This is a genomic window from Vibrio sp. qd031, assembly GCF_002100145.1.
GTDB lineage: Bacteria > Pseudomonadota > Gammaproteobacteria > Enterobacterales > Vibrionaceae > Vibrio.
Genome location: NZ_JXQD01000036.1, coordinates 117,676 through 130,761 on the forward strand (window position 1 = coordinate 117,676; position 13,086 = coordinate 130,761).

Annotated in this window: 12 protein-coding genes; 7 read left to right on the forward strand and 5 right to left on the reverse strand. The window is 46.2% G+C overall.

What is annotated here, in order from left to right:
• Window positions 1–104 precede the first annotated feature (104 nt).
• The 5 genes from ST37_RS18870 to ST37_RS18890 all read left to right on the forward strand — a co-directional run bounded on the left by ST37_RS18870 (window position 105) and on the right by ST37_RS18890 (window position 6,088).
• Window positions 105–1,103, forward strand: coding sequence for an ABC transporter permease (locus ST37_RS18870; protein ID WP_084889094.1), 999 nt, complete (start codon window positions 105–107; stop codon window positions 1,101–1,103).
• 8 nt (window positions 1,104–1,111) lie between these two features.
• Window positions 1,112–2,203, forward strand: a complete 1,092-nt coding sequence (locus ST37_RS18875) for an ABC transporter permease (RefSeq protein ID WP_084889095.1) — start codon at window positions 1,112–1,114, stop codon at window positions 2,201–2,203.
• An 8-nt stretch (window positions 2,204–2,211) separates the two neighbouring features.
• Complete coding sequence (locus tag ST37_RS18880; RefSeq protein WP_084889096.1) at window positions 2,212–3,834, forward strand: ABC transporter ATP-binding protein; 1,623 nt, start codon at window positions 2,212–2,214, stop codon at window positions 3,832–3,834.
• 18 nt (window positions 3,835–3,852) lie between these two features.
• On the forward strand, window positions 3,853–5,202 hold the full coding sequence (locus tag ST37_RS18885; RefSeq protein WP_084889097.1) for an alpha-glucosidase/alpha-galactosidase: 1,350 nt from the start codon (window positions 3,853–3,855) through the stop codon (window positions 5,200–5,202).
• A gap of 169 nt (window positions 5,203–5,371) precedes the next feature.
• Window positions 5,372–6,088: a nitroreductase family protein gene (locus tag ST37_RS18890; protein WP_084889098.1), complete on the forward strand. Its 717-nt coding sequence runs from the start codon at window positions 5,372–5,374 to the stop codon at window positions 6,086–6,088.
• A gap of 8 nt (window positions 6,089–6,096) precedes the next feature.
• Here ST37_RS18890 and ST37_RS18895 read toward each other — a convergent pair whose 3' ends face one another.
• From ST37_RS18895 to ST37_RS18915, 5 genes are all read right to left on the reverse strand, one after another.
• On the reverse strand, window positions 6,097–8,301 hold the full coding sequence (locus ST37_RS18895) for a GGDEF domain-containing phosphodiesterase (protein ID WP_084889099.1): 2,205 nt from the start codon (window positions 8,299–8,301) through the stop codon (window positions 6,097–6,099).
• 9 nt (window positions 8,302–8,310) lie between these two features.
• Window positions 8,311–9,285 (reverse strand): PhnD/SsuA/transferrin family substrate-binding protein, encoded by a 975-nt coding sequence (locus tag ST37_RS18900; RefSeq protein ID WP_084889100.1) that lies wholly within the window; start codon window positions 9,283–9,285, stop codon window positions 8,311–8,313.
• A 76-nt stretch (window positions 9,286–9,361) separates the two neighbouring features.
• Window positions 9,362–9,595 carry a DUF3820 family protein gene (locus tag ST37_RS18905; protein WP_084889235.1) on the reverse strand — a complete coding sequence of 78 codons (234 nt, stop codon included), beginning with the start codon at window positions 9,593–9,595 and terminating at the stop codon, window positions 9,362–9,364.
• 4 nt (window positions 9,596–9,599) lie between these two features.
• Window positions 9,600–10,169, reverse strand: coding sequence for an NnrU family protein (locus ST37_RS18910; protein ID WP_084889101.1), 570 nt, complete (start codon window positions 10,167–10,169; stop codon window positions 9,600–9,602).
• Window positions 10,170–10,270: 101 nt separating this feature from the next.
• Window positions 10,271–10,831 carry a porin family protein gene (locus ST37_RS18915; RefSeq protein ID WP_172401045.1) on the reverse strand — a complete coding sequence of 187 codons (561 nt, stop codon included), beginning with the start codon at window positions 10,829–10,831 and terminating at the stop codon, window positions 10,271–10,273.
• Between the two features lie 157 nt (window positions 10,832–10,988).
• Here ST37_RS18915 and ST37_RS18920 point away from each other — a divergent pair, with 157 nt between their 5' ends.
• Together ST37_RS18920 and ST37_RS18925 are read left to right on the forward strand one after the other, a co-directional pair.
• Complete coding sequence (locus tag ST37_RS18920; protein ID WP_084889103.1) at window positions 10,989–11,873, forward strand: LysR family transcriptional regulator; 885 nt, start codon at window positions 10,989–10,991, stop codon at window positions 11,871–11,873.
• 190 nt (window positions 11,874–12,063) lie between these two features.
• Window positions 12,064–12,954, forward strand: a complete 891-nt coding sequence (locus tag ST37_RS18925; RefSeq protein WP_084889104.1) for a cation transporter — start codon at window positions 12,064–12,066, stop codon at window positions 12,952–12,954.
• Window positions 12,955–13,086: the final 132 nt, after the last annotated feature.

Genomic DNA, 13,086 nt, shown 5'->3' on the forward strand with positions numbered 1-13,086 from the left:
AACACACAGAGGGTTGGCACATTATGCGCCTGCCAACCCTCTGTTCATTTTACTTCTAGTCACCTGTTACAAGGGGAGTAATACTCCCCTACCTGGAGAACTCCATGCTCGATTTTATAAGCAAGCGCTTGCTGGGCACCCTGATCCTGTTATTTGTGCTGAGCGTGCTGACTTTTGTCATCATTCAACTGCCAAGTGGCGATTACGGCGACTTGGTAAAAAACCAAGCCATGACGATGGGCGGGGCATCACCGGCTCAAGCGGAATTGCTCGCAGAGCAGGCGAGGGAACGCTTTGGTCTTAATGACCCACTCATTGTTCAATATGGCCGATGGATTGGTAATATTGTATTTCACTTCGACTTTGGTCACTCATTTGCCTACAACAAACCGGTAATGGAAGTGGTCGGTGATCGCTTGCCTCGCACGTTAGCCATTGCCCTATCTTGTCATATTGGTGCGACCCTACTAGGCGTACTTGCTGGTATTTATGCCGCACGCCGTCAAAACAAAGTAGGCGATCGCGTTGCGACACTCTTCTCATTTATTGCCATGACCGTACCACGCTTCGTGATGGCGATCATTTTGGTCTACTTCATGGTGTTTGTTTGGGATGTAGGCTCCATTGGTGCCATGAACTCCCCGCAATACATGTTTGAGCCGATGTCGTGGGCAAAATTTTGGGACACCATTGTTCATATTTGGCCCGTTATTTTGATTGCAGCCTTCGGTGGTATGGCCTTTAACCTTCGTATTATGCGCGGTAACTTGCTGGATGTGTTGAAGCTTCAGTATGTCGAAACTGCTCGAGCCAAAGGCCTAACTGAAAACCGCGTCATTTATAAACACGCGGTGCCTAACGCGATGCACAGTTTAGTGTCTTATCAAGGTGTGGCCCTTCCGTACATGATCACCGGTGAAATGGAAGCTGCGATGGTTTTGGGTATCCCGACTATCGGTCCATTGATCATCAGTGCTATGGCTGAACAAGACGTCTATGTCATCGGCACCATCATGCTACTTATCGCAGCGCTATTGGTTATTGGTAATTTGATTGCCGATATTCTTCTCGCTGTATTAGATCCACGCATTCGACTTGCTTAGGAGTACTCATGCAAACGCTTGATTCTAGTTCTCAAAACTACTCCAGTCTGGTCTGGCTGCGATTTTCAAAAAATAAGACCGCTCTGTTCAGTTTAGTGCTGATTGTGTTGTTGGTGTTGGCGGCTGTATTTGCCCCCTTCTTGTCACCTAACGATCCATTGAAACGCTACGGAGAAAACATTTACGATGCGCCAGCAAACCTTTATTGGTTTGATGAAGATGGCAGCTTCCACCTACGTCCTTTTGTTTATGGAAAAACGTCTGAGTTGGATCCGGTGACCTTTTTACCGGTCATTACGGAAGACCGTTCTCAACGTATTCATTTAACCTTTTTTAGCAAAGGGTGGGAGTATGAACTCTTTGGTATCAGTGCTTCACGCCACCTTGTTGGTTTGGAAGACGGTTCACCACTGTTTTTAATTGGCAGTGACAACTTAGGGCGAGACTTATTGTCGCGCTGTCTCGATGGCAGTCGAATCACTTTGTTGTTCTCGTTTTGTGTGGTCTCTGTGGTGGTGGTTGTCGGAACGTTAGTAGGAATGCTATCGGGGTATCTAGGGGGAACCTTTGATTTGATTGCGCAGCGGATTGCTGAGCTCGCCCTCGCGTTTCCCGCGGTACCACTCTATCTCGCGCTGATTGCGGTTCTGCCCGCCACGGCTAACTCCACCATGGTGTTTGTCATGTTGGTGGTGATTTTGTCGTGCTTGCAATGGGCCTTCATTGCTCGCCAAGTTCGGGGGCAGGTGATGTCTTTGCGCGGACTCGACTACATTCGCTCGGCAAAATCGGTAGGCGCTAAAGATATGCGTATCGTCATGCGTCATATATTGCCAAACATCACCAGTAACGTGGTTGTACTCGCCACCATGATGTTCCCAACGGTTGTGCTCACCGAAAGCTTTTTTAGTTTCCTATCGGTAGGCATAAAGGCGCCAATGATCAGCTGGGGATCGTTACTTAATGCAGCCGGTCAATATCAAACCATAGGCTCGTACCCTTGGTTGTTGGCACCGGTTGGCTTCATTCTCATTGCGGTACTTGGTTTTAACGCATTAGGCGATGGCCTGCGTGACGCCGTTGACCCATATTCATCTTAGGAGCAAACATGAAACAGAACGTTATTGCAGAGGTAAAAGACCTCAATATCAGCTTTGCGACCCTAGATGGCCAGGTGGACGCGCTACGAAACATTAATTACCAGATCCGCCAAGGACAGATGGTGGCGTTGGTTGGTGAAAGTGGCAGCGGTAAATCGGTCTCGGCACGTACCTTTATGGGGCTCACTGCAGAAAACGCCATTATTGGTGATAGCAGCGAAGTTCGCTTCAATCAGCGCGATGTGAGTAAGCTAAAACCCAAACAGCTTCGAAACTTGCGCGGCAATGAAATCTCGATGATCTTCCAAGAGCCAATGACCTCACTCAATCCTTTGTACACCTTGGGTGAGCAGATCACAGAAGCCATTTTAGTGCATCAAAAAATGTCGGGCGCCGAGGCAAAGGCGCGCACCATTGAACTATTTGAATTGGTGCAAATCCCTCAGCCTGCGGAGCGCTTTGATCAATACCCTCATCAGCTATCGGGGGGGCAGAGACAGCGTGTAATGATCGCTATGGCTTTAGCTAATGATCCTGAGCTGTTGATCGCCGATGAGCCAACCACAGCGCTGGATGTGACGGTGCAAGCGAAGATCTTACAGCTGATCAAAGAGCTTCAACTGCAAAAGCAGATGAGTGTACTGTTGATTACCCACGACCTAACCATTGTGCGTCAGTTTGCCGATTACATTTATGTCATGAAGCAAGGTGAAGTGGTCGAGCACAATACGACGACTGAGATTTTTGACGCACCTCAGCACCCTTATACACAGATGCTGATCAACTCAGAGCCAAAGGGCCGACATACCCCACTCGATATCGACTCACCAGAAGTGCTGCGAGCAGACAAAATGCGGGTTGAATTTAGCCTTGGCAAGAAGTCGTTCTTTTCACGCAAGCCGCCCAAGTCTCTGCTGGCTGTTGATGATATATCCATCTCGCTTAAACGGGGTGAAACACTGGGTATTGTAGGCGAGAGTGGCTCAGGTAAAACCACATTGGCGATGGCTGTCTTCCAACTGCTTAATGAAGGCAAGACAAGTGGGGAAGTGACTTGGGAAGGGCGCCGAATTGATAACATGAAAGCGGATGAGTTGCGCACTCTCAGACAAGAGCTGCAAGTGGTCTTTCAAGACCCGTTTGCGTCGCTCAATCCCCGCTTAAGTGTGGAGCAAATTTTGGCTGAAGGTCTGATTGTTAACAAGGTTTGCGCTAACGCTGATGAGCGCCGTGCCAAGTGTGAACAGGCTCTAGAAGATGCGGGTCTACCTAAAGACATTCTCAACCGTTACCCACACGAATTCTCTGGTGGACAGCGTCAGCGTATCGCGATTGCGCGTGCATTGGTACTGGATCCTAAAGTGATCCTACTGGATGAGCCGACCTCTGCTTTGGACTTAACAATTCAAAATAAAATCGTCGAACTGCTCAAAGAGTTGCAGCAAAAACGAGGCATTTCTTACTTGTTTATTTCTCACGATTTACGCGTGGTGAGAGCACTGTGTCACCGTGTACTTGTGATGCGTCACGGTGAAGAAATAGAGCAAGGGCCTACCTCGGAAGTGCTTGAGCAGTCCGTACATACTTATACCCAGAAATTGTTGAAAGCGGCGTTTGAAATCGCTGCATAACCTAAGGAAATGATCGCTATGAAACAACCTAAAATCTGTATCATCGGTGCAGGAAGCACAGTTTTTGCAAAAAATATCCTTGGCGATACGCTTTACTTGCCAGCGTTTAAACGCTGTCATATTTCGCTGCATGATATCGATGAGACGCGTCTTGAAGAGTCGAGTCTTGTGGTGTCAAAGCTTGCAAAAACCTTAGGTGCGGAGCCTAGGATCACGCAAACGACGGATCGTAAACTGGCGTTAAAAGAAGCCGATTTTGTGATCACTATGTTTCAGGTGGGTGGGTATGAACCGGCGACGGTAACTGATTTTGAGATCCCGAAAGCTTACGGCCTGCGTCAAACGATTGCAGATACCTTAGGTGTGGGTGGGATCATGCGTGCATTGCGCACAATCCCAGTTTTCTTAGACATTGCCAGTGATATGCGTGAGCAGTGCCCCGAGGCGACCATGCTCAATTACGTTAACCCAATGGCGATGATTTCTTGGGCGATGCAGCGTATGGCATCGGATATTAAATACGTTGGTTTGTGCCACTCAGTGCAAGGGACTGCTGCTGAGCTGGCTCACGATCTCGATATCAACGTAGACGATCTTCGCTACACCGCTGCGGGCATCAACCACGTTGCCTTTATGCTCACCTTTGAAGGTAAAAATGAACAGGGTGAATACGTTGATCTTTACCCACGTTTAAAAGAGGCTTACACCTCTGGTAAAGCGCCGAAAGCAAACATTCATAACCCTCGATGTGAGAACAAAGTCCGCTACGAAATGATGATGCGTTTGGGCTATTTTGTCACCGAGTCTTCCGAACACTTTGCGGAATACACCCCATGGTTTATTAAGGAAGGACGTGAAGACTTGCTTGAAAAATATAGCGTTCCTTTGGACGAATACCCGATACGCTGCGTTGAGCAAATAGCGGCGTGGAAAGATGAAGCGCAGGCGTATCGTGATGCGACAACTATCGAAGTTAAACAAAGCCATGAGTACGCGAGCAAGATCTTGAACTCCATCTGGACCGGTGAGCCGTCAGTGATTTATGGCAACGTGGGTAACTATGGCCTTATCGATAATTTACCAGAAGGTTGCGCAGTTGAGGTCCCTTGTTTGATCGATGCAAATGGTATTCAACCGGTTAAGGTCGGCCGATTACCAGAGCACTTAGCGGCGCTGATCCGCACCAACGTGAATGTTCAAGCATTGGTCGTCGAGTCCATGGCGACCCAAAATCGTGAACACATTTATCATGCGGCCATGCTAGATCCTCATACAGGCGCTGAGCTGGATCTCGATCAGATTTGGTCGTTGGTGGATGAGCTAATCGCCGCCCATGGAGACTTTATGCCAGATTATCTACGCCAGTAAACGCATAAGAAGTTGTTGGGTTAAGTTAAACCTCACCAGTACCTTGGTGAGGTTTTTTTGTGAAAGCCTGAGCGACAGTAGAAAAATTGCGACGCTAAAGGGAGCACTCCCTAAGAGCTCTAAAAGAGGCTATACTTCGCGGATTTTCCAAACTTGAAGAGTCAGTCATATGTCATTTACAGATCTTGTGCATGCAAGGCGTTCGGTACGTAAGTTCGACCAATCACACAGCTTTGATAGCCAAAGTGTCGACAATGCTTTGGCGCTAGCGCAGCTTAGTCCAAATAGCTCAAACATGCAGCTGTGGGAATTTCATCGAGTGGTCAACCCCGCCCTGATTGAACAAATGGGACCGCTTTGCATGAAGCAAAATGCCGCAGCCACCGCAAACGAATTGGTGCTGTTTGTCGTCACTCCAGATAAGTGGAAACAGCGTGCACAACTAAATGCGCAGCAAGTTAGAGCAAACTTCAGAGGAAGAGAAGATCTGCCTGTGGCCAAGAGGGCGTTCAAATACTATGAGACGTTGATCCCAGCGCTTTATAACAACGACGCTTTTGGCATTAGAGGCGCGGTGCGTAAGCTTTATTCATGGTGGTTAGGACGCACTAAACCGATGGTACGTGAAGTGTCAAAATCGGATGTGCGTGTCACCTTGCACAAAAGTGCCTCTCTGGCAGCAATGACATTTATGTACGCTATGAAAGAGCAAGGTTACGATACTTGTCCTATGGAAGGGTTTGACTCTAAGCGCGTGAAGGCGCTGCTAGGATTACCCGCTAATGTTGAAGTGTGCATGATTGTTAGTTGTGGCAAAGCGCTGTCGGAAGGTGTCTACGGTGACAGACATCGTGTAGAGCTTAGCTCAATTACCCACAACCATTAAATGTGCCATTAACACGCCTGATCTTTGAACAACAAAGTGTGGTTTGCTTGTAGCTTCTCGGGTACTAAGCAAACCTCCTCAAATTGTTGGCGAGGTACAGGTTTCGCAAAATAGTAACCTTGTCCAATGGTGCAGCCAAGCGCGGCAACGATATCGGATTGCTCTCTATTTTCTATCCCTTCAGCAACAGTCTCGATGCCAAAGCCTTCTGCTAGAGAGGCAATAGCGTTGACGAGATTGAAGTTCTTATCGTTGGATTCGATATCGTTAACAAAACTTCTATCGACTTTCACTCCGTTGAAGTTAAAGCGCTGCATGTAAGACAGCGAAGAGTAGCCGGTTCCAAAGTCATCCAGCCAAACTGAGTGACCCGATTTTTGCAGTTCGGTTAATACTTGATTGGCTTTTTCCGTATCGTTCAACAATAAGGACTCTGTCACCTCTAACTGCAACATTTCTGCGGGAACACCATGTTTTTGGGTAATTCTTCGTAGTATGTGTGGCAGGTTTTGTCGATATATTTGACGGGCAGACAAGTTGATTGCCACGTGAAATTCTTCGGAAATTTTGTTTTGCGATAACCAACTTTTTAAAGCAATGATCGCTTGTTCTATTAAATGTTCGCCAATTGTCAAAATGACATCGGACGACTCGGCAATAGGAATAAACTGATCGGGGAAAATGTAGCCCCGTTCTGGGTGCTTCCATCTTACAAGCGCTTCTGCGCCAATCAGTTTTCCACTGTTTAGATCGATTTTAGGCTGATACCAAAATTCAAATTGAGGAAGATCATTCAACGCCAAATGCAGTTCTTTTTCGATGATGGCTTGATGTTCAAAATGCTGACGCATACTTTCACTAAATTCTACGTACGCATTTTTACCATTGTCCTTAGCGCGATACATCGCCATATCGGCGTACTTGATCAGCTCGTTAGCGCTGCAATCAAACTTTGATGAAAGCACGACACCTACGCTGCCACCAGCTTGAATCAACTCATTCTCTATCTGAATCGGCTCACGCAGTTGCTTCAGGATTTCTTGAACACACAGCTCTTCTTTACTCGCATCTAAATCAACAATAGCGATGATAAACTCGTCACCACCAATTCGCGAAACCATGTTGAGATCCGCTGAATTTGCGTTAATAACCGCTTCGTTTGTTGACGCAAAATGGGTGAGCCGACTTGCAATAGTGTTGAGAAGGACATCACCATGGCCGTGACCAAAGGTGTCATTTACCCATTTAAATTCATCTAGATCAATGAAGTACAGGTGAATGGAATGTCGTGGTGTTGCCTTTAACAGCGCTTCTAAATGCTCGGTAAATTTGTTTCTATTAGGCAGGTGAGTGAGCGAATCGTGGAACGCCAAATGACGAATGGCTTCGTTTTTACGATTAATTTTGGCGCTCATTTGGTTGTAGGCGTCACTCAATGCGCCAATTTCATCGTCGCGATAGAACGTTGGAATGTTTTTGTGGTAATCCTCATTCTGGTTGAAATGGTTTATCAAGGTGTTTAGAGGCCGCGTCAGAGATTTGGACAATAATATGGCCAGTGATAGCCCCAACACCACGCTGATCAGCAGGACAATTAGCTGCACCAGTAGAAAGCTTTGTTGTCCTTCTGCTTGGATTTTTTCGAGTATACGGCGGTTAGTAAGGTTATCTTGATGTAAGGTGTCTTGTCCCAGTTCTATATAGACGCTACCCACGACGACATGCCCCTCAGTTATAGGCAATATGACGCTTAGCCTCCCGGGGTCTGAGGAGCTGCTAAGCGCGTCAAGTACGACAGTTTTTTTGAAAGTGACGGCTTGTTCAATTGCGTCTACATTAGGGTGTGGAAGCCCAAACTCATCGAGATTTTTTGTTCCGTCGTGGAAGATCAATCCATCAGAGTCAATCACATAAATGCGTTTTACTTCCTCAAGTGCAATAACCGGTTTGATTAACTGGTAAGTATGATCGAGGTTTAAGTTATAGACGGGGTTAAAGAGGTTGTCGGACAAAATTTTTCCAATCGACAAACCCTTGCGAATGAGCTGATGTTCCAGTGCTTTTTCGGTGGTTTGGTTTAACTCATCAAACAAATATTGCGTATTGGCAGTGTAAAAGGCGCGATAGGAAAAAAAGTAAACCACGGTGACCACCGCCAAGATTAACAAGGTAGTAAGACTAAAACGGACACTCAGTGGGAATTTTGTTTTCATTGTATTGGCTTACTCTATCAACGCTAATACTTCGGAAAAAGTATGCCGGCTCTGTTCGATATTCGTTTTTACACTATGGGATATGGGTTCAATCTTGGTGGTTTCTTTAAAACTTAATAGCGATGCTAGCCCTAGTTGGTTTTCATGAGCTGAATACATCGCCTGTTGAATCGCTAACCTTTCTAACCCACCCAGTTTGGTTGAGGTCAGCATTAAGCTTCTCGGGAGACGATTCGTTTCGCTAATAACATTCAGTGACTCGGACACTTTTTTGGGTACCGTACTTTTATCGGCCCAATCAATGTGGCTGAATGCCGCTGCTTCAACTCGTTTGTGGTAGACCCAAATCGACATGTTGAGCTCATTGGCATTGTTCAGATGTTGTTTGATAAAAAGATAGCCGACTTTGTCAGGGTCAGGACGCTGACTGATCGAGGACAGTTTTTGCAAGGTAATCCCATTGGCAATTAAATGACTGGCAGGTAAGAAGAACGCGCTGGTTGAAGAGGGCTTTTCAAAGACAATGGTCTTCCCTTTTAACTGGTCTAACTTATTGATATTACTATCGTGCCGAGTAAAAATTACCGAGGTATAATCAGGCGAATTTTGCTTCCAACGTAAACCTGACATTTCGACAGAGTTGCTTGATTCAAGATCGAGTGCAGAATACAGAGTGGAAGTAATTAGCTGCACCTCGCCATTTTCAATGCGAAGTTGCATCTCGTCAGCAGTCGAAGTAACAATGACGTGCCCGTGTGTGTAACCAAAGTGCGTCAGTTGAGCGGCCATATAATTGGCGAATGGAGTTGCAGCCTTAATTTTGCTTTTGGGTTTATCTGAAATGATACCTATGGTAAAGGGGTTACTCTGCACGGCCTGGTCGCCCGACAAAGAGCTCGCGTTAACGACATTCTGGAATATCATCAAAGTCATAAATAGCGCGAAAATCAATCGACCTGTCACAACACCATCCTTAGCATCCATATCGAATACACTATAACATACAGGATGGTGAACCGTAAATTGGCTTGGTTCACCACTTGAAAGTTTCTATTGAGGACTAAGAGGTGCGAGCGTCAGGGGGTAGCAAAGGGAAAACGAGCTTCTCTAGCCCTTCTATCTTAAGTGCCAATGCAAGTTTCATCAGATCACCTAACTCTCCTTTTGGAAACTCAGATTTATTGGCAAACCACAATAAGTACTCTTCAGGTAGAAGTATGATTGGCCTGCCCGCAAATCGCCCGTAGGGCATTTTGGTTTCAGCCAATTTAATCAGCATCTGTTTATTGAGCAATGACTCAGACAATGGGCAGACCCGCGATGTATTGGTGAAGAAATACCGCAACAATAGCGTAGAGAACAAGGGAAATCACTAGAGTGATTGCTTCTCTTGGCCAACTGTAGATTAACGTTGGTTTTTCCCATTTTCCGTCGCGCTTATTAATAAAAATAATGCTTAATTCGGCCCAAATTAGCAATCCACCAAAAAGGATCACAGAGCGTGCTTCACCGTTAGATAAAAGGTGGGCAAAGGCCCAAACGGCAACAGCCGTCAATTGAGGATGTCGGATCCACTGTTTGATTCGCGTTCCTTTAGATTGAGAGGCGCCAAGAAGGATAAATGAAACCATCATCAGCAACATGGTCACGTGACGTAGACCAGTTGAAGGTATGTACCAGATCTCTGGCAGCGTTGAACGCCACCCAAAAACGATTAGCAGTAACGAAGCCAAAATAGCGAGAGAAAACAAACCTTTGTACTTACCTTCACCGTGTTGCTCAATCCAATAACTGCGCTTTTGAGGTGCGGCGGAAGGAATTAAGTGAGCGACGCTCCATAGAAGCACGCCGAATATCAGTAGTATCATTTTGATTTCCTTATCAATGGTTAGGTAACTATCCTAACTCAATGGGCTTTTGATTTCTTGAGGTCAACAGGCAATAATTTAAATCGCAACGGCTCGTTAAATTAGAAGTTTTTTCCGATGCTGAGTTGAATGCCATCATAGCTGTTATAAAAGTTACTCAAACCGGTGTCGGCGACACTGATGAGATACTCTCCTTTAACCCAAAAGTTGTCACCAATGTCCCAGTGAAGGCCGCCGCCAATGTTAAACAAAACACCGCTCTCGTTACCGTCTCTTGCCCCATCACTGTATAAACTGGCGATGGTATATAAGCCACTTGCTCTCCCGTATAAACTAAAGGGTGTATCAAATAACGGGCCAGTAGAGGCTAGGCCAGATAGGCCAAAGGTGTAATAGGACAAACTGATTTCGGCATTATCCACCGAGTTGTCTATCTCACTTTCTGAATAGCGAAATAACCCTTCAATGGCAAAATGTTGACTAAAATTATGCCCCCAACCTAGGCCAAAACTGGGTTGGATAGAGGTTTCTCCAAAATCCGGAGTATCAAAACCTACATTGCCTAATGAAAAATAGACGTAATCGTTAGGGTAGGGTTTGATAGCCGCGCTAAGTGAAAATGAGGCCATCGCCAAACTCACGCACACAATTTTCTTAATCATCAATGATCCTTTGTCCATATTGAGCGGTTATGCCTATGAGTTTAAAACAAAAAAACCTCAAAGGTTGAGGTTTTTTTGTTTTTGGGGTCAGAGTCAATTGACTCTGACCCCAAGATCAGGGAGTGTGATTCATTTCTATCGTTAAGAGAGCCACACCATGTCGTTAACCATTACTCAAATCGAAGCGCTTAGCTTAGTCGCTGAGTTTGGCTCGGTATCGGAAGCGGCGCGGCAATCTGGCTATACTCGTACTAAATTGAGCATGGCGTTAAAAGCATTGGAATCTGAGCTTGATACGCAGCTTCTTGAGCGCACTGGTAACCACATCGAGTTGTCGGAGGCGGGCAAGGCGATTCAGCGAGATTGCCAGAGCATTCTGAGTGCTAGCCAACGGATCAGACAAACCTGTAAACAAGTTAAAGGGGAGTTTAAAGCCGAAATTTGGATTGCTCGCGACGACTCTCTTCCTGACGACTTCTGGCAGGATCTTGCCCATCAATTGAATCATAAGTTTCCGGCAACCTCGTTTAATATCATACTCGCGTCAACGGGGGACTTAGCTAACTTAGTTGAAACCGAGCAAGTGGATTTTGCGTTTGGTGTGGACTATGAGCGCGCTGATGACCCCCGTTTAATCTCGAGTCCATTAGGTAAAATCCGTATGATGTCGGTGTGCAGCGCCGAGAATCACCTAGGCCGGATGCGCCGTGTGACAGACGACGATCTAAGAGAAGAAATGCAAGCGTTAATGGTGTATCTCAACGAGAAAGACAACCCCGATCTCGCACCATTTTCGCGCCACTATATTGGTTTTTCTAGTTTTGATTACATCCTTTCTACCATTCAAACCGAGAACGCTTGGGGCGTTATGCCAGAGCCTCTGATCAGAGAGCTGCTTCGTGAAGGCTCGCTTGTAGTGATAAAGCATACTTATGGATTAATCCAAGAAAACTACTGCATGTTTGCCTCTGCTGGGATCAGCGAGCACCCGGGGATGAACTGGCTTTCCGATAAACTCAGCGACTACTTATTCGACTTCTAACTTAATCAATCCAGTCGCTGTCAATAATGCTGACACCAAAATTTGCACGTAAAGAATTGATATTTAATGGCTTATAATGAAATCGTGGTGCCAGAATCAAAGTGAGGTACGGTTGACGCTTGTTCGCTGCTCACAACTCGCTCAGTATAGTTTTTACTTAAACACCGTAGTATTCGGTAAAGGAAAGACCATGAGCCCTACCCATCAGCACTTAGAGCATAAAGTATTGCGCTTTTCATCGCTGCTCGCCGCCGCGTTTGCAGTGGGAGGGCTGGTGATAGGGATGCTGCTCGGCTCCATTGTTATTGCTTTTGATGGTGTGTACTCGCTGGTCAGTCTGCTGCTAACTTTGTTGTCACTGGCAACGGCGAAGGTTATACACGCACCTCGTGACGCGCACTTTCCCAATGGTCGCGCTGTATTAGAGCCTTTAGTGATTGCGATTAAAGGTGCGGTAATAATGGGAGTAGTGATTTACTCCATGTACAGCGCCGTCCAAACACTATTTAGCGGTGGAGTAAGCCTAAATATTGGTGTGGCGAGCGGTTTTGCGTTGGTTAATATCCTTGGGTGTGCGTACGCTTGGAAAAAAATACAATTGATGAGTAAGAGTCATCAATCGGGATTGATGGATGCCGAGGCTAAGCAGTGGAAGATGGACACGATCTTAAGCGTTGCTGTAGGGGCAGGCTTTTTGATGGCCTGGGCGATCACCCACACCACTTTTGCTCGATACGCTGTGTACGCCGATCCTGTAATGATGCTGCTAATTTCTGGGTACTTCATCAAAGTACCTCTGGAGATGATGGTTGGTTCGGGTCGTGAACTGCTACAAATGTCACCCAATGAAGCGCTAGTAGAAGAAGTGCAGCAGAGTGTCGATGCGATAGATCAAGCACATAATGTGACGCTAAACAGTGTGTTGAAAGTAGGGCCTGAGCTGCGTATTGAATTGCTGGTTAAACCTCAGGCAAACAGGGTCATGGCGTCCGATGAGCTGCATAGAATGAAAGCCGCCCTAAATCGAACGCTCGCAAAAGTGCCCTTAGACGTAAAGCTTACCTTAAACATGGCTTCTTAGTTTCTTCGAAGATAGATAAGTGTCCAATATGGTTAAAAATGACAATGTAATGGAGGGTTTGACTCTGTTAGAACATATTAGCTGATAAAGTACTATCCCACCTTGGCCATACCCCCCCCCCCTCATCATCTA